Annotated in this window: 21 protein-coding genes and 1 tRNA gene; 10 read left to right on the forward strand and 12 right to left on the reverse strand. The window is 63.1% G+C overall.

All coding sequences use genetic code 11. The features are described from left to right. Window position 1 precedes the first annotated feature (1 nt). A complete protein-coding gene (gene priA / locus EPO61_04080) occupies window positions 2–2,404 on the forward strand; it encodes a primosomal protein N' (GenBank protein TAJ09903.1) in 2,403 nt (800 codons plus the stop codon). A gap of 34 nt (window positions 2,405–2,438) precedes the next feature. Here the strand turns inward: priA and EPO61_04085 are convergent, their stop codons facing one another. The 4 genes from EPO61_04085 to EPO61_04100 form a co-directional block, all read right to left on the reverse strand. Continuing rightward, the gene (locus EPO61_04085; protein ID TAJ09904.1) at window positions 2,439–2,963 is read right to left on the reverse strand and encodes a TlpA family protein disulfide reductase; all 525 of its coding nucleotides are present in this window, start codon (window positions 2,961–2,963) and stop codon (window positions 2,439–2,441) included. Window positions 2,964–2,977: 14 nt separating this feature from the next. Beyond that, window positions 2,978–3,490, reverse strand: coding sequence for a hypothetical protein (locus EPO61_04090; protein ID TAJ09905.1), 513 nt, complete (start codon window positions 3,488–3,490; stop codon window positions 2,978–2,980). A gap of 387 nt (window positions 3,491–3,877) precedes the next feature. Then, window positions 3,878–4,411: a hypothetical protein gene (locus tag EPO61_04095; protein TAJ09906.1), complete on the reverse strand. Its 534-nt coding sequence runs from the start codon at window positions 4,409–4,411 to the stop codon at window positions 3,878–3,880. Between the two features lie 45 nt (window positions 4,412–4,456). Next, on the reverse strand, window positions 4,457–4,852 hold the full coding sequence (locus EPO61_04100) for a hypothetical protein (GenBank protein TAJ09907.1): 396 nt from the start codon (window positions 4,850–4,852) through the stop codon (window positions 4,457–4,459). Window positions 4,853–5,018: 166 nt separating this feature from the next. On the opposite strand from EPO61_04100, the gene EPO61_04105 reads away from it, so the two are divergent. Then, window positions 5,019–5,888, forward strand: coding sequence for an HAD-IIB family hydrolase (locus tag EPO61_04105; protein ID TAJ09908.1), 870 nt, complete (start codon window positions 5,019–5,021; stop codon window positions 5,886–5,888). A 22-nt stretch (window positions 5,889–5,910) separates the two neighbouring features. Here the strand turns inward: EPO61_04105 and EPO61_04110 are convergent, their stop codons facing one another. The 3 genes from EPO61_04110 to EPO61_04120 all read right to left on the reverse strand — a co-directional run bounded on the left by EPO61_04110 (window position 5,911) and on the right by EPO61_04120 (window position 9,235). Continuing rightward, the gene (locus EPO61_04110; GenBank protein TAJ09909.1) at window positions 5,911–6,615 is read right to left on the reverse strand and encodes a hypothetical protein; all 705 of its coding nucleotides are present in this window, start codon (window positions 6,613–6,615) and stop codon (window positions 5,911–5,913) included. A 104-nt stretch (window positions 6,616–6,719) separates the two neighbouring features. Further along, window positions 6,720–7,994 carry a glycosyltransferase gene (locus tag EPO61_04115; GenBank protein TAJ09910.1) on the reverse strand — a complete coding sequence of 425 codons (1,275 nt, stop codon included), beginning with the start codon at window positions 7,992–7,994 and terminating at the stop codon, window positions 6,720–6,722. After that, a complete protein-coding gene (locus EPO61_04120) occupies window positions 7,991–9,235 on the reverse strand; it encodes a glycosyl transferase (GenBank protein TAJ09911.1) in 1,245 nt (414 codons plus the stop codon). The genes EPO61_04115 and EPO61_04120 overlap by 4 nt, the downstream gene beginning before the upstream one ends. Between EPO61_04120 and EPO61_04125 the strand changes: the two genes are divergently transcribed. Further along, window positions 9,221–10,600, forward strand: coding sequence for a cation:proton antiporter (locus EPO61_04125; GenBank protein ID TAJ09912.1), 1,380 nt, complete (start codon window positions 9,221–9,223; stop codon window positions 10,598–10,600). The genes EPO61_04120 and EPO61_04125 overlap by 15 nt on opposite strands. Before the next feature lie 49 nt (window positions 10,601–10,649). Here EPO61_04125 and EPO61_04130 read toward each other — a convergent pair whose 3' ends face one another. The 4 genes from EPO61_04130 to EPO61_04145 form a co-directional block, all read right to left on the reverse strand. Beyond that, a complete protein-coding gene (locus EPO61_04130; protein ID TAJ09913.1) occupies window positions 10,650–12,167 on the reverse strand; it encodes a glucose-6-phosphate dehydrogenase in 1,518 nt (505 codons plus the stop codon). Between the two features lie 165 nt (window positions 12,168–12,332). After that, window positions 12,333–12,887: a YaeQ family protein gene (locus EPO61_04135; GenBank protein ID TAJ09914.1), complete on the reverse strand. Its 555-nt coding sequence runs from the start codon at window positions 12,885–12,887 to the stop codon at window positions 12,333–12,335. A gap of 489 nt (window positions 12,888–13,376) precedes the next feature. Further along, window positions 13,377–14,162 (reverse strand): dienelactone hydrolase family protein, encoded by a 786-nt coding sequence (locus EPO61_04140; protein TAJ09915.1) that lies wholly within the window; start codon window positions 14,160–14,162, stop codon window positions 13,377–13,379. Window positions 14,163–14,369: 207 nt separating this feature from the next. Continuing rightward, window positions 14,370–14,600, reverse strand: coding sequence for a hypothetical protein (locus EPO61_04145; GenBank protein ID TAJ09916.1), 231 nt, complete (start codon window positions 14,598–14,600; stop codon window positions 14,370–14,372). Between EPO61_04145 and EPO61_04150 the strand changes: the two genes are divergently transcribed. Then, window positions 14,590–14,952, forward strand: a complete 363-nt coding sequence (locus EPO61_04150) for a hypothetical protein (protein ID TAJ09917.1) — start codon at window positions 14,590–14,592, stop codon at window positions 14,950–14,952. The two genes, EPO61_04145 and EPO61_04150, sit on opposite strands and share 11 nt — an antisense overlap. A gap of 183 nt (window positions 14,953–15,135) precedes the next feature. On the opposite strand, the gene EPO61_04155 is transcribed toward EPO61_04150, so the two are convergent. After that, window positions 15,136–15,219, reverse strand: a tRNA-Leu gene (locus tag EPO61_04155). 390 nt (window positions 15,220–15,609) lie between these two features. Between EPO61_04155 and EPO61_04160 the strand changes: the two genes are divergently transcribed. The 6 genes from EPO61_04160 to EPO61_04185 all read left to right on the forward strand — a co-directional run bounded on the left by EPO61_04160 (window position 15,610) and on the right by EPO61_04185 (window position 21,691). Further along, the gene (locus EPO61_04160; GenBank protein ID TAJ09918.1) at window positions 15,610–16,305 is read left to right on the forward strand and encodes an HAD family hydrolase; all 696 of its coding nucleotides are present in this window, start codon (window positions 15,610–15,612) and stop codon (window positions 16,303–16,305) included. 154 nt (window positions 16,306–16,459) lie between these two features. Beyond that, window positions 16,460–16,837: a hypothetical protein gene (locus EPO61_04165; GenBank protein ID TAJ09919.1), complete on the forward strand. Its 378-nt coding sequence runs from the start codon at window positions 16,460–16,462 to the stop codon at window positions 16,835–16,837. A 124-nt stretch (window positions 16,838–16,961) separates the two neighbouring features. Beyond that, window positions 16,962–17,597, forward strand: coding sequence for a radical SAM protein (locus tag EPO61_04170; GenBank protein TAJ09920.1), 636 nt, complete (start codon window positions 16,962–16,964; stop codon window positions 17,595–17,597). A gap of 156 nt (window positions 17,598–17,753) precedes the next feature. Next, complete coding sequence (locus EPO61_04175) at window positions 17,754–19,289, forward strand: leucyl aminopeptidase (protein ID TAJ09921.1); 1,536 nt, start codon at window positions 17,754–17,756, stop codon at window positions 19,287–19,289. A 6-nt stretch (window positions 19,290–19,295) separates the two neighbouring features. Beyond that, on the forward strand, window positions 19,296–20,399 hold the full coding sequence (gene nagZ / locus EPO61_04180; GenBank protein ID TAJ09922.1) for a beta-N-acetylhexosaminidase: 1,104 nt from the start codon (window positions 19,296–19,298) through the stop codon (window positions 20,397–20,399). Next, a complete protein-coding gene (locus EPO61_04185; GenBank protein ID TAJ09923.1) occupies window positions 20,396–21,691 on the forward strand; it encodes an MFS transporter in 1,296 nt (431 codons plus the stop codon). The genes nagZ and EPO61_04185 overlap by 4 nt, the downstream gene beginning before the upstream one ends. Window positions 21,692–21,710 lie beyond the last annotated feature (19 nt).

A 21,710-nucleotide genomic window follows, 5' to 3' on the forward strand; every position in this document is an offset into this window, starting at 1 on the left:
AATGCCGTATGCTTACGATTGTGTTTCCCAAGCCCTTCACGTCACGAACCGTCTCGTGACCCAATCCCCTGCAGCCATGAGTCCGGCTCCGGCTTTTGCGGATGTGCTGGTTCCCCGGCACCTGCGCCGGGCTTTCACCTATCGCATTCCCGCCCCGCTCCGCCAACACCTTGCGGTCGGCAGCCGAGTCCTGGTGCCATTCGGTCCCAGCACCATCCAGGGTGTGGTGATCGCCCTGGCGGTGGCACCGCCTCCCTCCTTCTCCAAGCCGGCCGCGGTCGAGCGCCTGAAGGAAATCATCGCGCTTGCGGACGACGCAGAGGCAAGCGTGGCGCCGCCGGACCTCCTGGAACTGACCCGCCTCGTGGCAGACCAGTACCTCGCTCCTTGGGGCCAGTGCCTCCGGTTGGCCCTGCCGCCCCCCGTGCCATCCATCAAGCCTCCGCCGTACTACCGCATCACCGATGCAGGCAAGGCGGCGGACGGATCGTCATCCGCCAAGCTCTCGGCCCAGGCGCGCGAGCTGCTCGCGCGCCTGATGGCGACGCCCAGACGCAAGGGCCTGACGCTGGCCACGCTCAGCCGAGGCATGGAAGGGCCGCTGACCCGCACCCTCACGGACCTGAAGCGCCGGGGATTGTTGTTGGAGGAATGCGCGGAAGCCGCTGCCCCCCGTCAGCCCCGATCGACCGCCCGGCGAGCACACCGCATGCACAGCCTGTTTCAGGCAGAGCCGGACCAGTCTTGCAGCACCCTCCGTCTTCCTCCTGTCCTGCCATTCTGGCAAGAGCGGCTGCACGAGGCGCTGCAAAGCGGAGGCGGCCGGGCGTTGCTCCTGCACGCACCCTGGACCGATCGCATTGCCGGTTACCTCTGCGCCGCCGAGGAGGCGCTCGGCCGGCACCGCACCGTCCTCATCATTTCCCCGGACTCAACGCGCGCCTCGGCCATCGCCGGCGCCGCGCGGGCCAGATGGGGCGAGCAGGTGGAGTTGCTGCACAGCGGCCTGTCTCCGTCGGCGCGCGAGGCGGCCTGGCGCAAAATCCATGCAGGAAGCGTGGCCGTGGTGGTGGGAACCAGGTCCGCCATCTTTGCGCCCCTCGCCTCCCTCGGCCTCATCTGCGTCGACCAGGAGGACGATCAGTCCCTGAAGGAAGAACAAGAGCCCCGCTACCAGGCACGCGACGTAGCCAAGCTCCGCGCAGGTCAGCACGGCGCCCTGCTGCTGCTCGGCTCGGCCCATCCTTCGCTGGAAACCTGGCAGGCGATGGCAGACGGCGCGAAGAGCGAACGGATGTTATCGTTGTCCGCCGAGCAACTGCCCTTGGCCAAGCTCCCCCCCATCTACGTGATCGACTTGCGCCAGACTCCCTATGGGACGGTCCTCTCTCAATCCGTGCTGGACGGCATCAAAGCGGCGGTGGACGCCAAGGCCGGAGCGGTCTTGTTTTTAAACCGCAAAGGATTTGCCTCCGCGCTGCTCTGCCGGGACTGCGGCAACGCCCCACGCTGTCCGCACTGTTCCGTGTCGCTGACCTACTACCGCCAATCCGCCACCCTGGCCTGCCGCTACTGCGGCACCGCGACGCCGCCGCCCGACACCTGCCCGACCTGCCAAGGCGCCAGACTGGAACCGGTGGGGTCAGGCACGGAACGATTGGAGGAGATGCTGCGGCGCCTCTTGCCCCAAGCGAGCATTGCCAGGCTCGACCGCGACCAGGCCAAGACACAGGCCCAAGCGGACCGGCTGCGGGCGGAAGCGGCGGCGGGCAAATGGGACATCCTCATCGGCACACAGATGCTGCTGCAAGGCCTCCCTCTGCCACGGGTGGGCTTCGTCGGCATCGCCAATGCGGATGCGGGACTCCACGCGGCGGACTTCCGCGCCGCCGAGCGCACCTACCACGCCTTGCTGGACGCAACGGCCTTGGCCAAGCCGGCAGACGAAGGCGGCAGGGTGCTGATCCAAACGTCGCTGCCGAGCCACCATGCCATCACCGCCGTGGTCCAGCACAACCCGGCACTCTTCTATGAGCAAGAGTTGCTCTCGCGACAGGCCCTCGGCTATCCGCCGTTCACCCATTTGATCAGCTTGCAGGTATCCGGCACACAAGCTGGAGCCGTCAAACAGGCGGCGACGCACTGGGCCAAGCTGCTCCACCATGCGATTCCGACGATCTCGAAACCGGCACCGGGCGATCCCGAGCCGGTGACGATTCTCGGCCCGGTCCCGGCCCAGCATGCACAACTCCGCGGACGACACCGGTACCAGCTTCTGGTCAAAGCGGTCAGCGCGGAGCAAGCCCGCCACACGGTGAAGGCCACGCTGGACGCAATGGAGCGCACAAGGGGGAAGAGCGGATTACGGTTCGACGCGGATGTGGACCCGCTGGAGATGACGTAACGGAATGATGAATGCAAAACGATGAACGTAGAGGCTAGCGTTTCAGTCCCGCCAAGAACTCCCGATACTTGGGGTTTTGATTGATCCCGCCGCCACGGTGGACCAACTGAATATTCCCATTTGAGTCCAGCAGGACGAACGTCGGCGTGGCAGTCACCTTGAATGCCTGGGATATCCAATTGTCCTCATCAAAGGCAGTTGGAAACACGAACGTCTCAGGATGGGACTTCACATAGGCTTCCACGTTTCCCCGCATATCGGAAAACCCAATGGCGACGACCTGAAGTGATACCGGCCTCTCCTGCTGATAGAACTGGCCCAGGATCGGCAATTCCTTCCGGCAGACCGGACACCAGGGAGCCCAGAATACCAGCAGCGCTGAGCGCCCCTTGAGAGACTCCTTGCTGTAGGCTTCTCCGGCCAACGTGACGAGATCAAACCGGGGCGCAGCGGAGGCTGCGGGTTCAGCCGCAGCCTCCACCGTCTGCCCAACCAGAAAGAGGACGCTCAGGCCAGCCACGACAAGCGACAGCACGATCAACTGTGTCTTGCGTCGCATGCCCCGTTCCCCCTTCACGGCTTGATATACACGTAGCCCTGCCGCTGAAGGTCGGCAATTCGTTTGACCGCCACCGGATGCAAGGTCGCGACAAAGCCTTTGGCGAGTTTCTCCAACGGCGTGCCATACAGCTTCATCGAGATTTGGCACATTTCCGCGTGGAGCCCCTTCTCGATAGCCTGGTCGAACCTAGTCTTGAGTTCCGGGTCCATCTTGTCCTGTTCAAACAGGGTGAGCGCGGGACCGTGGACGACCAATTCCACATCAATCTTGTCCGGTCCACCCTCGGCGTCAATGTGCTTGTTGATGAGGGCGAGGGCATACTTGGCGACATCGGGGTCCTTGCCGTCCACGTGGTACAGCACTTTCACCTTGCCCGCAGCATGCGGCTCTTCGGCCTGCAGCCAGGCAGGACCGGCCAGCAGCGACGCAATCACGGCACAGACGAACAACCCCCTTTGTATGCAGCTTGTGGACATCGTGTCCTCCTTGGATTGAGGCTTGGGAATGAAAACCTTGCCGTTCATCGTACACCCAGGTCCGGGGGGAATGACAGGGCAGAGAAAATAATTCGACGCTCAAGCAGCCGCAAGAACGAGCTGAGGGCTAACGTGGCCCGCTGGAGATGAATCAGAAGAGATGGGCGAGTAACGATGGCGGAGAGGCAGCCTGGCTAATTCCCTTTACTCGCAGACTCAGGGGCACCGCGGCTGACGAACGGCGGGCCTCATCGGCGTCGGCACGATGCGTTGATCTCTTTCCGCTGACCGGGCCTTACTGTTGGCCGGTCGCCTCTTCTCGGAATGACGCCATTTCAATTTTGAGATAGGTTCTAGTCTTCTGTGGAGTGAGAGACTAGCGGCCTCGTCGGAGGACTTTTTTTGAACATCCCACTTCGATGCGGAGACAAGACATCACGTTGCAGTTTTTTTGATCAATATCGAGCCGGGAAGCCTTCCACGTCTTATGAGATTTGGCAATTGCTCCAACTTTAAGAATTCGTGAGCAGATTTCTGCTTTACTATCTGCTTCATGTTAGATTCCGTGAATTTTTTCCGCCAATCGCCATAAGTCTCTTGAAGCGAAGCGCCTTCGATCCAGTAACCGCTCATTTCCGGCACTCGCAAAAGAACAACTCCCCATCGACAAGATGAAGTAGTTGTTTTTGCCTTCTTCACCAAGTCCATGAAACCATCGCTCGGCTCATTCCACCAATTCTCTTGAGAGGCAAAGGCTGAAATAAGCAGATCAGTCCCATCAAACGATGCGCGGAAGTAGTTCGCATTCCCAGATTTGAGAGGTTCTGCCGTAGCCCCTGCCTTTGTCAACTCTCCTCTTACTGCCTGAGCAAATTTATGACTTATCTGCGTTTTATCAAGACGCTTCTCTTTGCCGGCTTTCGCTGCCCATATGACAAAATCTCTTAATGTAAGCTCGTCGATTTCCATACAGATCTCAACGCACGTTAATTGCGTACATTCCGATCTTCCCGTCTATCTATTACTCGACCCGCCTATATCTTGATCTTTCTGCTTCCAGACCATCCGTTTAAAGAGGCCGTAGGAAAAGGTGAGCCAGAAGATGGAGGAGAAGAGGCCGAAGAGGACTGCGGTGAGGATGAGGCCCATCTGCTCGTCGGTCGGCTGCGCTCCCTGATCGCCGGTCAGCTTGACTTGCACCATCGTGGCGACCGGCCAGGCGAAGCTTTCCAGCCCCAGCAAGAGCGTGGCCCAGGCCCAGACGGCGCCGATGGTCTCGGCTCGCCAGAGCAGAAAGGCCGCGACACCCACGCCCACCAAGGCAAAGAGCAAGGCCGGCAACTGTCCCCAGACGAGCCAGAACCCCAGCGTCACCACCAGACTGCCGAGGACCGCATTGAGTTGAAGCATGCCCATCCTGTTCCTCACGAGAGACCGGCGGCGGGAAGTGTGCAGGCTTTCGGCGGTGAAGTCAACGAACCTCCGGCGCGCTGTTTCCAAGGGCTCGATTGCACAGCCTCCACACATCCGGTATCGTAACGGCCCTTAGCCTCTTCAACCGGGAGCGATCGTCCGCATGACGCGCATGGTGGTGTTTACCGACCTGGACGGGAGCCTCCTGGATGCGGCCACCTACTCCTTCGAGGCGGCCAGGGAGGCGCTGGCCGCCTTGCGCGACCGGAACGTTCCCTTGGTCCTGGCGTCCAGCAAGACGAAAGCCGAGATGGATGTGATCCGATCCCGCTTGGGCCATACCCATCCGTTCGTCGTCGAAAACGGCGGCGGAGTTTTCATTCCCGCCGGCCTCTTCCATGTTCCGATTCCCAATGCCACGCCCCGCAGGGGTTGCCAGGTCGTCGAGCTGGGAACGGCATACGCAGGGTTGCGCCGCAGATTGAAAGAGATTGCACAGGTGTTAGGGTTCGAAGTTCGCGGCTTCGGAGACATGTCGGTCGCGGAGGTTGCGGAGCGAGCAGGCCTCGACCTGTCAGAGGCGGCCGCCGCGAAGCAGCGCGAATATGACGAGCCATTCGTGTTCGACGGTCCGGCCGAACGTATCGAGGAATTCCGCCGTCAGGCCGAAACGCGGGGGCTGCGATGCGTCAAGGGAGGGCGCTTCCATCATCTGATGGGGCGGAACGACAAGGGATCCGCCTGCCGGCTGCTCATCGACTGTTACCGCCGCCAATTCAAGGACGATCAGGGGAGCCTCATCACCGTCGCCATCGGTGACAGCCTGAACGATTTGCCCATGCTGGCTGTGGTGGACCGGCCTGTGCTCGTGCAGAAGCCCGATGGCTCGTATGAGCCGGACATCCGGCTCCCCAACCTGACCCTTGCCCCTGGCATCGGCCCGGTAGGCTGGAATGCCGCCGTCCTCCAACTCATAAATCGGCTGAACGGCGGACAGGAGATCGTCCGCGGCCCCAGGCAGCCCGGTCCGTGAACGGAAGAGGACCGGTTCTCGGTCAGAGGTGCGTCAAGTCGTCCTTGCTCCGCCCCCCGTTCCGGCCGAACTGCCGATCGAGCAGCTCCTTGGCCAAGTCCTTGGCCCCCAGCCCGAAGGCCAGCGCCGCCGCCAGCACCACGCCGCCGAATGCAAGGCCGAACCCCACCACGACGATGTGCTGCGCGATGCCGAGTTGTTCGAGGGCCATCGCCACCGCTACCAGTTGAACGCCCCAGCGCGAGCAGGCCGCCACCAGCCGGGCGGGCGGCAGGCTGGCGTTGACCGCGGCAATCAGCACTGCCTGCGAAACGAAGTTCGACAATAGATAGCCCGCGGCCAGGATCACGGCGGCCGTCAACAGGTGCGGGATGTAGGCCAGAAACGACTGCACGAAGTGGTTGACCGGCGGGAGGTTCAGCACGCTCAGTCCGGCCATGGTCGTAAAGACGAGCACGGTCCAGAACGCGGCGCGCCCGACGAGATGCGAGGGATCCTGCTTCACCCCGCCCCGCGCCAGCGCCGCGTTCACCCCCAGGCGGTTCGTAAGGTGATCCAGCCCGATCACGCGCAGGAATCGCTCGACCAGGTACCCCAGCCCCCAGGCCACCACCAACCCGACGGACAGGATGATGGCCATCGCGAGCAGATTCGGCAGCAGCGCCAGCACCTTCTGTCCCAGCGCTTCCAGCGGCCCCAGCAACGCCGTTTCCCAGAATGTATTCATGGTGCCCCCTACTTCGCTTGCGCGAGCAGCCCGTTTCGATCACAGTCGGAAAGGATCTGAATGTGCCGCAAGCGAGACCCCCTGAAGAACGTGATCGTGGGTCATCATCCGTTATCCCTTTTCCACCGGTCCATCAGATAGGGTTTGCGCTGCTCGAAGGCCTGGCAGAGCGTCTCGATCCGGCCTTCGGCTTCGGCGGACGTCAACCCCTGGGTCTCCAACACGAAGGTCGCCGTGCGGCCCAGGTAGAGCGGGGTCAGAGCCTTGAGCACATGTTCGTGCGGCATGACCCGACGGTGATAGGAAACGGCCACATCGTAGACCAGCCGCGCCCACAGATCGTCCGGAATGCGGAACGTCTCCGCCGGGCAGGCCTTCAGCGGCAGGAGTGCGTCCAGGGTGTCAGGCGCGAGCATCTGTTTCCAGATCGGCTCCAGATCGGCCAGCCCCTGCCGGAAATTCTCGACCATCCGCTCCACGTTGACGTTCACGGGCTCCACGCCTACCTCATACTGAAAGCCGTACAGCCTGACCGGACTCGATCCGTTCGGTTTGGCCCAGACCTCCTGATGCTCTTCCATGAGGGCAAACAAGGCCCCCATGACCTGCACCAGCATCGCGGCCAGGTCCGCGGCCGGATCCTTGGGGTTGTGGATCTTGGCGCCCAGGAAACTCTGGCAGACCCGCGCGCCGCTGGCGATCGCCTCCGTCGTCATCCAGATGTCGATGCCGAACTGCGCGACGTCCGATTCCCAGACATGCTGGTCCAGGTAGTGCTCGGCCAGCCGCCCCGAGAAGCCGAAATCGCCCCCGATCGGCTGGCGGATGCGCTGCCCGTACAGAGCCCTGGTCAGCGGATAGACGATGCTGTTGGTGATGGTCCCGTCGTACTTGTGACGGAGGTAATAGGGAGCCACGTAATCATAGCCTTCCTTCAGCACGGGCCGGACCAGCAACTCGATCCATTCGGGCGTGATACTGCGCAGATCCGAGTCCACCACCGCGCAGGCCTTGGCCTTCAACCGCCGCGCGATTTCAAAAATGGTCCGGAATGCGCTGCCCTTCCCCGGAATCCCCTGGTAGGGCGTGATGATCTTGTACAGGGGACTCTGGCACTCGCTGATGAGCATGGCGCCGAAGTCCACGCCCGCGCGGGCGACCGCCTCGGGAGTGCCGTCCGACGAGCCCCCGTCCGAATTGACCAGGACCACGCGCGAAGCAGGGAAATACTTGGCCAGTCCGGCGCTGACGGCCCGCACCACGTGGCCGATCGTGCCGGCGTTGTTAAAACTGGGGATGCCGACCAGCACGTCGGTCTCGCCGATCTCTTGCACCTTGGTGTCGGTTTCCGGGGACAAGAGCGTCGTCGAGACGGTCATGCGCGGGCCTGTTCACTGACGCCCACGGGGTCCCATTCATGGTCGTCTTCGACCGCCTCGATGAGACGGCCGAAAATATCGGGCACCGCGGCGGTCACGCGACTCCAGTTCGAGATCATCGGCACGCCCAGCGGATCGTCGAGAAACGCCTCCGTGGCCAGCTTCATGCCTTTCAGAAACACCTCCACGGCGGCCCGTTCCTCGTGCCGGTCGAATTTCAGACAGTTGATGGCGGCGTCATTTTCATACCGGCTGATGGCTTCCTGGGCGGCTTGCAGATAGGTGGCGCGAAGCGTCTTCAGCGTCCCGTCCGACAGCACCATGCCTTCGCTGGCCAGGTTCCGGAACAGCGACTTGGTGATGTCGATGCACATCTTCAGCAGACCGGCGTCCGGGTCATCCCCCGACAGGGCCTGATGCTTGTGCTCGTAGGTGTCGGCAATATCGACCTGGCAGATCCGGCGCAACGCGCAATTGCGGTACACCTCGGCCAACACGCCGACTTCCAGCCCCCAGTCACCGGGAATCCGATTGATCCAGGCGAGGTCTCGCACCATCGCAAACTCACCGGACAGCGGGTACCGGAAGCTGTCCAGAAAGGTCAACAGAGGCTGCGGGCCGACCAGCCGTTGCAGGCTGCGGAGGAGGGGCGTGATGTACAGGCGCGTCACCCGGCCGTGGAGGCGGTCCGTCACGCGGCTGTAGTAGCCCTTGCAAAATTCGTAGCCCATGTTCGGGTTCGCGATGGGGTAACACAACCGGGCCAGATATTCGCGTGAATAGCTGAGGATGTCGCAATCGTGCAGGACGATGGCCTTGCTCTGATGGCGGGCGAGGACGTACCCGAACGCCGTCCAGCAACCCCGCCCCTTGCCCGGCAGCCCGACGTCGATAGCCTGCGAGGCCAGGAGCTTCAAGATACCTTGAATGCGCGGCCCGTCGTTCCAGATCAATCGGACACGCTGCGGAAGGACCGAAAAGTAGTCTCTCGCGAAGCGGAATTCCAAGGCCGAGGCCTTGTCGAGCGAGATCACGATCTCGTTCAGGTAGCGGACGTCCTTCAATATCTCGACAATCCCCTTGAGCGCCGGACGCTCCAGCTCCGCATAGAGCGACGGCAGCACCAGCGCGACCGGGTTGGCCGTCGCGTGCCGTTGCAGTTCCGCTTCGAGCTGCTCCAGGTTCGGTTGTCCGAGACGGTGCAACACCGCCACGACGCCGTTCTGATGGAAGTCGGACATGGATACGCCTCGCCGTGTATGGATGCGATCACAGGCGACGGTATGGACGCGGCAGGCAGTTGGATTATTGTCCCCTATCGCGCGGTGTTGGTCAAGCCTCCCGCCAACGGCATCCGCGCACCGCGCGGATGGCAACCGGGCCGCCCGTCATTCGACATCGGTTGCCTTGCACATCCGGCTTCAGTATGGTGTGGCCTGCACATGGAACTTCAGAGTTTCCTCCTCAGCCTCATCATCGTCTACGCTTCGGCCCGCCTCCTGGGCGAGATGGCCGATCGGCTCGGACAGCCGGCCGTGTTGGGCGAGTTGCTCGCCGGCGTCCTGGTCGGCGGAAGTCTCCTGGGCTGGGTCGAAGCCACCGAACCTCTGACCCTGCTCGGCGACATCGGCGTCATGCTGCTGCTCTTCGAGATCGGGTTGGAGTCGGACCTGCAGTCGTTTCTGCGCGTCGGCAAAACCGCCGCGCTGGTGGCGACGATCGGCGTGGCCGCTCCGTTTACGTTGGGGTATTTGCTCGGGTTGGCGTTGCACCTGAGCCACTTGCAGGCGGTCTTCATCGGCGCGACCCTCACCGCGACCAGCATCGCCATCTCGGCCCGCACACTGTCCGAACTGGGCTGGCTGAAGACGGCCGAAGGGCAGATCATTCTGGGGGCGGCGGTCATCGACGACATTCTGGGCCTGATCGTCCTCTCGGTGGTGATCGGCCTGGCCACATCCGGCACCGTGTCCTGGCTGGCAGCCGGGTGGACGGCCGGGCTGGCCGTCTTCCTGCTCGCGTCGGCCATTCTGGTCGGCACCCGCTATGCCCATCGGATCAGCCGACTGCTGAGCCTGATGAGGGCGCGCGGCAGCCTGATCGTGGCCGCCGTAACCTTCGCCCTGGCGCTGGGCTACCTGGCGGGACTGCTCCACATCGCGCCGCTGCTTGGCGCCTTCGCGGCCGGGCTGGTGCTCGCCCGAACGGAGCATCAGGCGCACATCGAGGAGGCGATCAAGCCGGTGGCCAACGTCTTCGTGCCGATCTTTTTCGTCCTGGTCGGGATGGCCGTGGACCTGCGGCTCTTGAATCCGATGCAGCCAGAGAACTGGCCGGTCTTGCTTCTGGCCGGCGGGTTGCTTGTTGTTGCGGTGGCCGGAAAGCTCGCGTCCGGTTTAGGAGTCGCGGGGGTGAAGGCCGACCGATGGATGGTGGGGATCGGGATGTTGCCGCGCGGAGAAGTGGGGTTGATCTTTGCGGGAACCGGCCTGTCTCGGCAGATCATCGGAGAGGGCGAGTATGGGGCGATCCTGCTGGTCGTGGCGTGCACCACCTTCCTGGCCCCTGTCCTGCTCAAGTGGCGCTGCCGCCACGCAGGCGGTTAAACAGCCTGTTGGCCACTTCACCCTACATCACCCTGTCCCATGACAGCCGTCACATCCGATTTCTCCATTGTCGCCCGTCGCGCGCGAGCAAGTCGGCGGCCTCGACCGGTCCCCAGCTCCCGGCCTGGTAGAGGGGAACTCCCTTGGGGGGCAGCCCCTGCCACACATTGAGGATCGGCTCCACGACTCCCCACCCGGTTTCCACGTTGTCGGCCCGCTGAAAGAGCGTGGCATCGCCGGCCAGACAATCGTGCAGCAGCGTCTCATAGCCGGTGCTGGGGGCATCGCCGAAATATTTGGCATACTGGAAATCCATGTCCACCATGCCGACCCGCACGGCGGGGCCTGGAATTTTGGCGTCGAAGCGCAGCGAGATCCCTTCGTCCGGCTGGATGCGGATGACGAGCAGATTCGGCGCCAGGTGCTCCGTCGGCGTCTGCCGGAACAGCATGAAGGGGGCCCGCTTGAACTGGATGATGATCTCGGTCGCGCGCGTGGGCAGACGCTTGCCGGTGCGCAGATAGAAGGGGACATCCGCCCACCGCCAGCTGTCGATCAACAGTTTCATGGCCACGAAGGTTTCCGTGTCGGAGTCCGGCCTCACGTAGGGTTCCGTCCGGTAGGCCGCCACCGGCTGCCCCGCCACCGCCCCCTCCGTATACTGCCCGGCCACGACGGAGCGGAGCACATCGAGCGGCTCGAACGGGAGGATCGCCCGCAGGACCTTGGCCTTCTCATCCCGCACCGCATCCGCGTCGAAGGAGTTCGGCGGCTCCATCGCAATCAAGGACACCAGTTGCAGCAAATGGTTCGGCACCATGTCCCGCAGCGCCCCGGCCGCGTCGTAGTATCGCCCGCGGTGCTCCACTCCGACGGTTTCCGCCACCGTCACCTGCACATGGTCGATATACCGCCGGTTCCAGACCGGCTCGAAGATGCCGTTGGAAAACCGGAAGACCAGGATATTCTGGACCGTTTCCTTCCCCAGGTAATGGTCGATCCGATAGATCTGGTTTTCCTGCAGCACACGGGACAGCTCGTGGTTCAGCGCCTTCGCCGACGCCAGGTTCGAGCCGAACGGCTTTTCGATGATCACGCGCCGCCACGCGGCCTCCCGCTGGTCCGTCAGCCCGCGCATCCCCAGCTGACGGACGATCTCGGAGAAAAACTGCGGGGCCGTGGCCAGGTAAAACAGGAAGTTGCCGCCGGTCCGATGCCGCTCGTTCACTTCGTCCAGGAACTCATGCAGCCGCCGATAGGCCAGGGAATCGAGGAAGTCCCCCGTCACGTAGTAGACCCGCCGGATGAACTGCTCCCACACCAGCGGGTCCAGCGGACCGGCGATATGATCCTTGATCGTCCGGCCCAGCTTCTCCCGGAACTCCTCCGACGACATCGGCGTAATAGCCATCCCCACGAGGGCGAAGTCCTCCGGCAGATGGCGGCCGACCAGCAGGTTGTAGAGAGCGGGAATCAGTTTCCGCTGGGTCAGGTCGCCGTCAGCCCCGAACACCACAATGGTGCTGGGGTCCCGCAGCGTTCCCGTCTGGAAGGCCTGTGAATCCATCGTGCTCCGTTGTCATTCGGTTACCGTGCAGCGGACGGTCCAGGCAGAGCCCAGAACAAGTGCTGTCATTCTACACCCGCTGGGGCCCTGCGAGGCAGCGCGCGCGAAGTGTACCGTCGGGGGCGAACATCGAGAAAGCCCCCGGAATTACCTCACGCCATCGGATTACGCTTGGGGCGGCACCAGCTTGTGGCGGCCGATCGCGCCTTGCAGCGTTTCGCCTCCGACGGTCACGTAGAGTTCCCCGTGGCTATGGACGAGTTCGAACTTGGTATTGCGATCCACCTTGGCGTCGAGCGCATCGAGAAAGTCGGGCGCGAGCCGCCACACTTCGATCTCCTCGACGTTGTAGATGGGCCTGGTTCGCGCCTCGCGCCACAAGTTTGAGAGTTCAACGTGGGTGAACAGGGCCACACGGACCGCGGCTTTGCTAGCCTTGTGCAAACGCTCGGCCGAAGGGGCCCCGATCTCGATCCAGGTGCGGATCGTCCCCGAATCGTCGCGAACGGCCAGGGGCGGCTCGTCGGTCGAGGCAATGCCCTCCTTGCTGAACCCAATCCCCTCCTCGTAACAGAGACAGTAGGCGATCGCCCTGGTGAGCAGATAGCGCATGCTCTCCGAGGGCTGGCGGGCCAGGCGCAAGTCTAGCGCCTCATAGACCCCGCGATCCACGTCGGACAGGGTCACCTGCCAATGATAGACGGTGGCCTTGATGGCCATGGGAGCATCCTCACATTACATTCCACCCTGCGCCGGCGACGGCCGCCGGTCAGAAGCACAACCGGCTCCCGCCCCCATGACGCTCACACACGCGACTCCAGCCTTCATCCAGGCGACAGAGTCGGATAGCGAGACAGGCTGATGGGAGTGGCGAATCCGCGATAACGGCGGCGGCTTGCAGGAACCAAGGGGTTTAGGGTGGGAGGAGGCACGCACCTACGAGAGCAAGTAGGTACGGCGGAGATCTTGGTGGGACTTTAGGCTTCCCAGTCGAAGCTGGGCTTGCACACCATCCTCAACGCTCGACCCCCTGATGAACCATATTCCCTCGGGGCGTTAATCTCCTCCCACACGATCACCTTAGCTCTCCGACGCGGGTGAGTCAAGGGAGGCCGGGACGGCTGCGCCACGGAAATTGGCTGGATTGCCGGGATCGAGGGGGCTGGTCCGGACTGAGCCCAACCAGGCAAAGGCTGGTGGTCACTTTGCTTAGTGCTTGGTCTCAGTCGAAGTGGCCGCCGCGCGCCGATCGCCTTCTCCCAACCGACGTTTGAACAGCTCCAGTGCCATGTCGTAACAAATCCGGGCTGCGGCCGGATCGTAGCGGGGGCCTTCGTCACGCAGGAACGCATGGGCGGCGTTGAACTCGTGCCACTGGAAGTGTGCGCCCGCGTCACTCAGGGCCTTGTAGATGAGCGCCCGCCCCTCGCGGGGAATATGCGGGTCCTGCCTGCCCCAGATCATCAGCAGCTCGCCCGTGATCTCTCCGATCCGGTCCAGGCTGTCATCGTGCATGCCCTTGCCCAAACCGCGTTTGTGGATGTCGGTCGCATAGAAACAGGCGGAAGCCAGCACATCCGGCTGCATCGCGGCGCGAAAGGCCAGATGCCCCCCGATGCAAATCCCCATCACGCCCAGCCTGCCCGTGCAATGCGGGGAGGACTTCAGATAGTCCAGCGCCGCGCGCGCATCGCCGTCGTAGCTCGACAGTTCCTTAGTGGTCTTGTGTCGGTTGCCGCGCGCAGCGCCTGCCTCGTCATAGGCCAGCACAGTACCGGCCGGCTCCAACTCGTGGTAAATCTCCGGCACCGCCACCACGAATCCGTGGCTTGCCAGCATCGCCGCGGCGCGCCGGATGGGCCCGGTCACCTGGAAGATCTCCGAGTAGAGGACCAGGCCCGGATAGCGCCCCTCGGCCACCGGCCGAAAGAGGTACGTGCGCATAGGCCCGGTCGGAGTGGGGATATCAGCCGATTCCGTGTCGGTAATAATCATCTCGTTCTCCGAGGGAGTGGCAGGGAACTCGCCGCATAGGACAATAGACTATCTGTGAGTATAGCCACGCCCCTATGAATTGTCACGGACGCGGCAGGCTGCCTAAGAAGTGCTGAATGCTAAACGCTGAGTGATGAATGGTCGATCAAGAGGAGCCGATGGCTGATGGCAGGAGACGGATAAGAGCTGATGGCCGAGAGCTGACAACTACGGTGTATAGCTCGCGTCGATAGCCGAGGGTTGATACCGACTGGCTCCCGCTGCCGCGGCGGCTTTGTCATGGCGCGCAGACATGGGCCGCGTGCATGGGGAATTCCCGCCCCTCGCACACCCATACTGCTGGAGGCTATCCATGTACTGCGTGCCGGCCTCGGCCGCACAGCCGGCCAGCATGAAGCACAGTGCGACTGGCACCACCAGGCGTTGGATGGATTCCATGTCCTTCCCTCCTCGATTGGAACGAGGCGGCCTGACTCGCCGCGACTTCCACTCGGAGGAAAGCAAGAAACCTACCAGGGACTCCTGCCGGTTCCTGCATATTGGTCAAGGGCTTATACAGACCTTGGCTGACTCGCCTGACACAACCGCAGCCCTTGTGGCAATTTTTGACCGGCAACGTCAATCTGGTGACCGGGGAAGGGAAGAGAAGAGCGTATGGCGTATGGCAGGAAACGAAAGGACAGGAGCTGAGAGAGATGAGTTGATCGAACGTGCGGATCAAGCGAGGAAATTGAAAGAGATCACTGGAGGTGCTTCTCCGGCGGCATCAATTGCTAAAAACCTTGAATAGCCGCCGGCTCAACCGAAGGTTGGTGTCTAGAACCGGAAATACTCTGGAGGGTTTTCTCCGTCGCGCTCAAGAAGAATAGCGCGTCGGTACACACCAAGCGAGGCGAAGAACCTAAGTTACTGAAGGGAAGGTACCACTCCGCCCGCAGTCGATCGAAGCGGGCGGCTCAAACGAAGTTTGGTATGGTGCCGAAGGCGGGACTTGAACCCGCACGGGTTTCCCCACACGCCCCTCAAACGTGCGCGTCTGCCATTTCGCCACTTCGGCTCGGGCGCATTATACCCAGACGCTTCCTAAATCTCCACCTCCTCGCCTCCTCTTTTCTCCTTTCTCCTTCCAAGCAAGGGGCAGGCTGATACGAGCACTGTGTGCCGAAGCAGCATGGCTCCCCGCCTTGGATACCCCCTCCAGAAAGGGTGTGCCGGGATCGGAGCGAGTCCGCCGTAGGAGCGATCAGCCCGCCGCGGCCACGGAGGGAAGGCAAGCGGAAACTGACCGAGTCCGCGAAGGAATTCCCGAAGGACTTCCGCCCTGCGTGGCAAGGCTGGCAGTTCCGAAGGCGTCGAAGCTCCGCACCCTGGCACACCCGCCCTCCTTAGTTGCTTGTCAATCAACGGTCCGTATGGGTATGATCGCCTAAACGCGCACATCCATTGCATGATTGCACCCGCATCGCCAGCGATTCCAACCCCGCGCCGAGACCGTCGCGTGGCCGCCTTTTTCGACGTGGACAACACGTTACTCCCCGGCTCCGCGATCGAGGTAGGCTTCTTCCGCTATCTCTGGCGCAAGGGACACGTGGGGTCGCGGGAGGCGAGCCGCAGCCTCTGGTATCTGCTGCAACATCTGCCGGCCCTGTCCTTGCACCCGTTACGCGAGCGGAAACTGTATCTGGAAGGCAAGCGGCCGGCCGAGATCGAACCGCTGGCGGCGGAATTCGTACACTCTGAAGTATGCCCCCGCCTTTCCACTGCCAGCCTGGCGGCGCTGGAGCGGCATCGGGACTCAGGCCATCACCTGGTGTTGATCACCGGCTCGCTGGATTTCCTGATCGCCCCCCTGGCCGGCCATTTGAAGGTGGACTTGGCCCTGGCCGCGATTCCGGAGCGGCGCGACGGCCGCTACACCGGCTTGATCGTGCCGCCCTATCCTTATGGAGAGGGCAAGCGCCGGCTGGTCGAAACCTTCGCCAAGGAGGCGGGCATTGTCTTGCAAGACAGCTATGCCTATGGGGACAGTCCCGGCGACGCGGAGACGCTGCGGCTCGTCGGCCACCCGTTGGTGGTGAACCCGATCCGAGGCATGGGACGGATCGCGCGGCGCGAAGGCTGGCGGATCGAGAGATGGGAGTAACGCATTGTAAAGTTGGAAAGTCTGAAAGTCTTTCAAGTCCGGGTTTGCAACATTTCGACTTTCTGACTTTGCGACTTTCAAACGATTATGCGCATCACGGGAATCTTCCATGGCATCCGGAGCGAGTCGTCCTACGTCGGACAAGAGGTTTGGTGTGACGACGGTTCCTGAGTTCGAGGAGCACGAGGGGTATCTGTTCGTTCGGATTCCCCCCTGCGATTCCGTCGAGCAGATGTGCGCCAATGCGAAATGGATTGCGACGGAATGCCATGCCCGGGGGTTTTCCAAAGTCTTGCTCGACACCCTATTGATTACGAATCTGCCGCCCGCCGGCAACTTGTATGAAGTCGGGGCCCGATGCGCCGACCTCCTGGTTGATCATCTCAAAGTCGCGGCAGTCGTGTGCGCGCAAGCCACCTCCTCGGACCGTTCCTTCGAGAACGTCCTGCGGAACCGGGGCATCAACTACCGGTGGTTTCTCGACGCAGAGCAAGCAAAACAGTGGCTCGTCAAGGACGACGTGCCAAAATAATGCTGAAGGCGGAACGATGAAATGATGAATGTCTGGTTCAACACGGCGAACGAGGGATGTCCGGTCCGAGCTCCTCGCCATAACCTTCAGCATTCATCACTCCCCGTCCATCGTTGGTTGTAAGATGCGCATCACGGAAATCTTCCATAGCATCCAGGGCGAGTCGTCCTACGCGGGGCAGTCCTGTGTCTTCGTCCGGCTGACCGGCTGTCCCTTGCGCTGCACCTGGTGCGACAGCGAGTACACCTTTTCCGGCGGGATCGACATGCCCCTGGAGGCGGTGCTGGCCAAGGTCAAGGCCTACGGCTGTCCGCTGGTGGAGGTAACGGGCGGCGAACCCTTGCACCAGCCGGAGGCCTTCACCCTCGTCACCCGGCTCTGCGACGAGGGCTACGAAGTCCTGGTCGAGACCAGCGGCGCGATCGATACGGCCCCGTTGGACCGACGCGCCCATGTGATCCTGGACGTGAAGTGTCCCGGCAGCGGGATGCTGGACCGGATGCACTGGCCGAACCTGGCACGGCTCACCAAGCAGGACGAAGCCAAGTTCGTGATCAAGGACCGGGCGGACTATGACTGGGCGTGCGGGATCGTGAAGCAGTACGATCTCGCGGCGCGCTGCACGGTGCTGTTCGCGCCCGTGTTCGGCGAGCTGGACCCGCAGCACCTGGCCGAATGGATTCTGGCCGACCGGCTGCCGGTGCGGTTCCAACTGCAATTGCACAAGTTCATCTGGGCCCCGGATATGCGGGGGGTGTGAAAGAATTGAGTAATTGACGAATGTGGAATTGTCGATTGAGGATTGAGAAAGATGCGAGGCAATGGCTCAACGTATCACTCCACCCATCGTCAATTCATGAAACAATCGTCAATCTCTTAATCCAACAATCGTCAATTTTTCTTGAAGGAGACACGAATGGCATCTGTTGACGTACACGTGAAGCAAGGCCGCATCGAAACCGAGGCGGACGAGGTCCTGGTGCTCCACCATTATGAGGGCGAGACCGGACTGCACGACGAAGCCGCCACGGTGGATCGGGCGCTCAAGGGACTCTTGCGCGACTTGCTCAAGAGCGGCGAGTTCGAGGGGAAGAACGGCCAGACGGTCCTCCTGCACACGCACGGCAAGATTCCCGCCAAGCGCGTCCTGCTGGTCGGGCTGGGCAGGAAGAAGGATGCGAAACTCGACCAGGTGCGGCAGGCCATGGGCACGGTCGCCAAGAAGGTCCGGCAGGCCGGCGCCAGGTCGTTCACCACGCCCCTGCACGGCCGCGCGATTGCCGACACGACGGGACTGCTGTTGGCCCAGGCGATGGTGGAAGGGGCCATCCTGGGTGGCTACCAGTTCACCGCCTACCGGAGCGACCGGGACAAGAACTCGAAGGACCTGACCCGCATCCGCTTCGTCGCCGCCGGGGCGTCGGAGGCGGCGCAGATCCGGGAGGGGGCCCGCCGGGGTTTGGCCGGCGCCGAGGCGACGATGTTCGTGCGCGACCTCTGCAACCATCCCTCCAACGTGATGACACCCTCGCGCATCGCGGCCGAGGCCAAGCGGATCGGCAAGGAGCGAGGCGTCACGGTCAAGGTGCTGGAGCAACGCGCCGTGGAGAAGCTCGGGATGGGCGCGTTCCTGGGCGTGGCGCGGGGCAGCCACGAGCCGCCCAAGTTCATCATCCTGGAATATCGGGGACCGGCCGGGCGGGCCTCGGGCAACGGAGGCGGGAGCAAGCCCATCGTGCTGGTCGGCAAGACCATCACGTTCGACACGGGCGGCATCTCGCTCAAGCCGGCCGAGAACATGGAGCAGATGAAGGCGGACATGACCGGCGGCGCCGAGGTGCTGGCGACGATCCGGGCGATCTCGCGCTTGAAGCTGCCGCTGCACGTGATCGGCCTCCTGCCGGCGACCGAGAACATGCCGGGCGGGCGGGCGATCAAGCCGGGCGACATCCTGAGGACCCTCTCGGGCAAGACCGTGGAAGTGCAGAACACGGATGCGGAAGGACGGTTGATCCTGGCGGACGGGCTGGCCTATGCCACGCGCTTGAAGCCGAAAGCGATCATCGACATTGCGACCCTGACCGGGGCCTGTGCGGTAGCGCTGGGGCAATTCGCCATCGGCCTGTTGGGCAACGACGAGTCGCTCAAACGCCGCGTCCAGCAGGCCGGGCTCACCGCCGGCGAGCGGGCCTGGGAAATGCCGCTCTGGGAGGAGTATTTCGAGCAACTCCGGAGCGACGTGGCCGACATGCGCAACATCGGCGGCCGGGGCGGCGGGATGATCACCGCGGCGCTGTTCCTCAGCAAGTTCGTGGGCGACTGTCCCTGGGTGCACCTGGACATCGCCAGCACCGATTGGAGCGAGCGCGAGCGAGCCTACGTGTCCAAGGGCCCCACCGGCATCGGTACCCGCCTGCTGATCCAATACCTGCTGAATGAAGCCGAGAGGTAAGCGCTGATGGCTCACTCGTTGCGCGATAAGATCGGCCAGCTCTTCATGCTGGGGTTCATGGGCACTTCGGTCACGCCCGAGTTGGCCGATTTCATCGCCACCTACAAGCCGGGCGGAGTGATTCTCTTCCGGCGCAATCTGGAGAGCGTCGCGCAGATCGTCCGGCTGACCAATGACCTGCAGAAACTGTCCCCTCACTCGCCCCTGCTGATCTCGATCGACCAGGAGGGGGGCCGGGTCTCTCGACTGCCGGCCGGCTTCACCATCTTTCCCCCCTGCGCCGCGCTGGGCGCTTGCGGCTCCTACGACCTGGCCTATGCGGCCGCTTCGGTGACGGCGACCGAGCTGCGCGCCGTCGGCATCAACATGAACATGGCGCCGGTGCTGGACGTCCATACGAACCCGGCCAATCCGATCATCGGCGACCGGGCCTTCGGGTCCGATCCGGCCCTGGTGAGCGATCTGGGCGAAGCCACCTTCAAGGGGCTCCAGGACAACCACGTCGTGGCTTGCGGCAAACATTTTCCCGGCCACGGGGACACGACCGCCGACTCCCACAAGGAACTGCCCTTGGTAAATGGCTCGCGCGAGCGGCTGGAGGCAATTGAACTGCCTCCCTTCCACCATGCGTTTCAACGAGGCTTGGCCAGCCTCATGACCGCCCACGTCCTCTACCCGGCGCTGGACGGCCAATATCCCGCGACCCTCTCTCCGGCGATTTTGACCGGCTTGCTCCGTGGACAGATGGGCTTCGACGGCCTGGTTCTCACGGACGATATGGAAATGCAGGCGATCCTGGACCACTATGGGATCGGCGATGCGTCGGTCCGCGCCTTTCAAGCCGGGGCGGATGTGATTCTGATCTGCAAGGAACAGGCATTGCAGGTGACAGCCCTGGAGACGTTCGCTCGGGCCGTGGAGGACGGGACGATCCCCCAGGCGCGGGTCGAGGCCTCGCTCCGACGGGTCGCCCTGGTGAAAACACGCTTCCTCCATCCCTACAAGCCGGCCGACCTCACGTCGGCGACGGTGGCGGTGGGGACCGGCAGCCATCGAGCCTTGCACGCGCAGCTGCTCCAGGCTGCCGCCCGCCTGAAAGCCTCTGCGTGACCGAGCAGGTCCAGACGACCCCGGTGGGACGCCGGGAACTCTGGGCCTGGTGCCTGTACGACTTCGCCAACTCCTCCTTCACCACCCTCATCGTCACCGTCGCCTACAGCGTCTATTTCGTGCAAGTGGTCGCGCGCGACCTGGGGCAGGACGGCACCGCCGAGCGCGTCTGGTTCTGGGGCTATGCGATCTCCATGCTGATCGTGGCCCTGCTCTCGCCCTCGCTCGGCGCCCTGGCGGACGCCCGCGCGGCCAAGCGGACGGGCCTGATCGCCTCCACCCTCGTCTGCGTCGCCTGCACCGCCCTGCTCTTTTTCGTCCAGGCCGGCGATGTCTGGATGGGCCTCCTCCTCTTCGCGGTGGCCAATATCGCCTTTGATCTGGGGTTCATGTTTTGCAGCGCGTTTCTGGTCGAGCTGGCCCCCCCGGAAGCGATGGGGCGCATCTCCGGCTACGGATGGGGCCTGGGCTATGCGGGGGGACTCCTCTCGTTGGCGATCGCCTACCCGCTGATCAGCGGCGGCTTCACGGAATCGAATCTGCCTCTGTACCGGACCAGTTTCGTCGTGACCGCCGGCTTTTTCCTGCTCGCCTCACTCCCCACCTTCTTGTGGCTGCAGGAGCGGGCGGTGCCGCAGCAGCGGGAGGGCCCGTCCCTCTGGCGGGACGCCTTCGGGCGACTCGCACAGACCGCTCGCCGACTCCGTCAATACCGGGATCTTTCTACTTACTTGATCGCCTACCTGATCTACACCGACGCGATCAACACGGTCATCGTCGCGTCGGGCATTTTCGCCAACAAAGTCCTGGACTTTTCTCCGGGCGATCTGATTATCTACTTCCTGATTACGCAGGTAACGGCCGGCCTCGGCGCCGTCTGGTTCGGGCGGTTGGCGGATCGGATCGGCTCGAAGCGGACCATCAGTCTCACGCTCCTGATCTGGATCGGCTTGGCTGGCTGCGCCGCCATCGTGCAGACCCAGGCGCAGTTCTATGCGATCGGACTCGTGGCCGGCGCGGTGTTGGGCGCCAACCAAAGCGCCAGCCGCACGCTTGTGGCGCAGTTTACCCCCGTCGGGCGGCAGGCCGAATTTTTCAGTTTCTTCTCGGTCACGGGGAAATTCGCCGCCGTGATCGGCCCCATGGTCTACGGGGAAGTCACGGCCTGGACGGGCAGCCAGCGCTGGGCTATTCTTTCGATGGCGGTCTTTTTCGCGCTCGGCCTGCTGGCGTTCCAGGCGGTGGACGAGCGGCGGGGCCGGGCGGCGGCACAGTCAGTCGACAAGTCCTAAAGTCTGAACGTCACGAAGT

This window comes from Nitrospirota bacterium (assembly GCA_004296885.1).
GTDB lineage: Bacteria > Nitrospirota > Nitrospiria > Nitrospirales > Nitrospiraceae > SYGV01.

Coding starts and splice junctions, on each gene's coding strand:
- priA (TAJ09903.1), top strand. CDS start 2: ATGCCGTATGCTTACGATTGTGTTTCCCAAGCCCTTCACGTCACGAAC.
- EPO61_04085 (TAJ09904.1), bottom strand. CDS start 2,963: ATGCGACGCAAGACACAGTTGATCGTGCTGTCGCTTGTCGTGGCTGGC.
- EPO61_04090 (TAJ09905.1), bottom strand. CDS start 3,490: ATGAACGGCAAGGTTTTCATTCCCAAGCCTCAATCCAAGGAGGACACG.
- EPO61_04095 (TAJ09906.1), bottom strand. CDS start 4,411: ATGGAAATCGACGAGCTTACATTAAGAGATTTTGTCATATGGGCAGCG.
- EPO61_04100 (TAJ09907.1), bottom strand. CDS start 4,852: ATGCTTCAACTCAATGCGGTCCTCGGCAGTCTGGTGGTGACGCTGGGG.
- EPO61_04105 (TAJ09908.1), top strand. CDS start 5,019: ATGACGCGCATGGTGGTGTTTACCGACCTGGACGGGAGCCTCCTGGAT.
- EPO61_04110 (TAJ09909.1), bottom strand. CDS start 6,615: ATGAATACATTCTGGGAAACGGCGTTGCTGGGGCCGCTGGAAGCGCTG.
- EPO61_04115 (TAJ09910.1), bottom strand. CDS start 7,994: ATGACCGTCTCGACGACGCTCTTGTCCCCGGAAACCGACACCAAGGTG.
- EPO61_04125 (TAJ09912.1), top strand. CDS start 9,221: ATGGAAGTCGGACATGGATACGCCTCGCCGTGTATGGATGCGATCACA.
- EPO61_04120 (TAJ09911.1), bottom strand. CDS start 9,235: ATGTCCGACTTCCATCAGAACGGCGTCGTGGCGGTGTTGCACCGTCTC.
- EPO61_04130 (TAJ09913.1), bottom strand. CDS start 12,167: ATGGATTCACAGGCCTTCCAGACGGGAACGCTGCGGGACCCCAGCACC.
- EPO61_04135 (TAJ09914.1), bottom strand. CDS start 12,887: ATGGCCATCAAGGCCACCGTCTATCATTGGCAGGTGACCCTGTCCGAC.
- EPO61_04140 (TAJ09915.1), bottom strand. CDS start 14,162: ATGATTATTACCGACACGGAATCGGCTGATATCCCCACTCCGACCGGG.
- EPO61_04150 (TAJ09917.1), top strand. CDS start 14,590: ATGGATTCCATGTCCTTCCCTCCTCGATTGGAACGAGGCGGCCTGACT.
- EPO61_04145 (TAJ09916.1), bottom strand. CDS start 14,600: ATGGAATCCATCCAACGCCTGGTGGTGCCAGTCGCACTGTGCTTCATG.
- EPO61_04160 (TAJ09918.1), top strand. CDS start 15,610: ATGATTGCACCCGCATCGCCAGCGATTCCAACCCCGCGCCGAGACCGT.
- EPO61_04170 (TAJ09920.1), top strand. CDS start 16,962: ATGCGCATCACGGAAATCTTCCATAGCATCCAGGGCGAGTCGTCCTAC.
- EPO61_04175 (TAJ09921.1), top strand. CDS start 17,754: ATGGCATCTGTTGACGTACACGTGAAGCAAGGCCGCATCGAAACCGAG.
- nagZ (TAJ09922.1), top strand. CDS start 19,296: ATGGCTCACTCGTTGCGCGATAAGATCGGCCAGCTCTTCATGCTGGGG.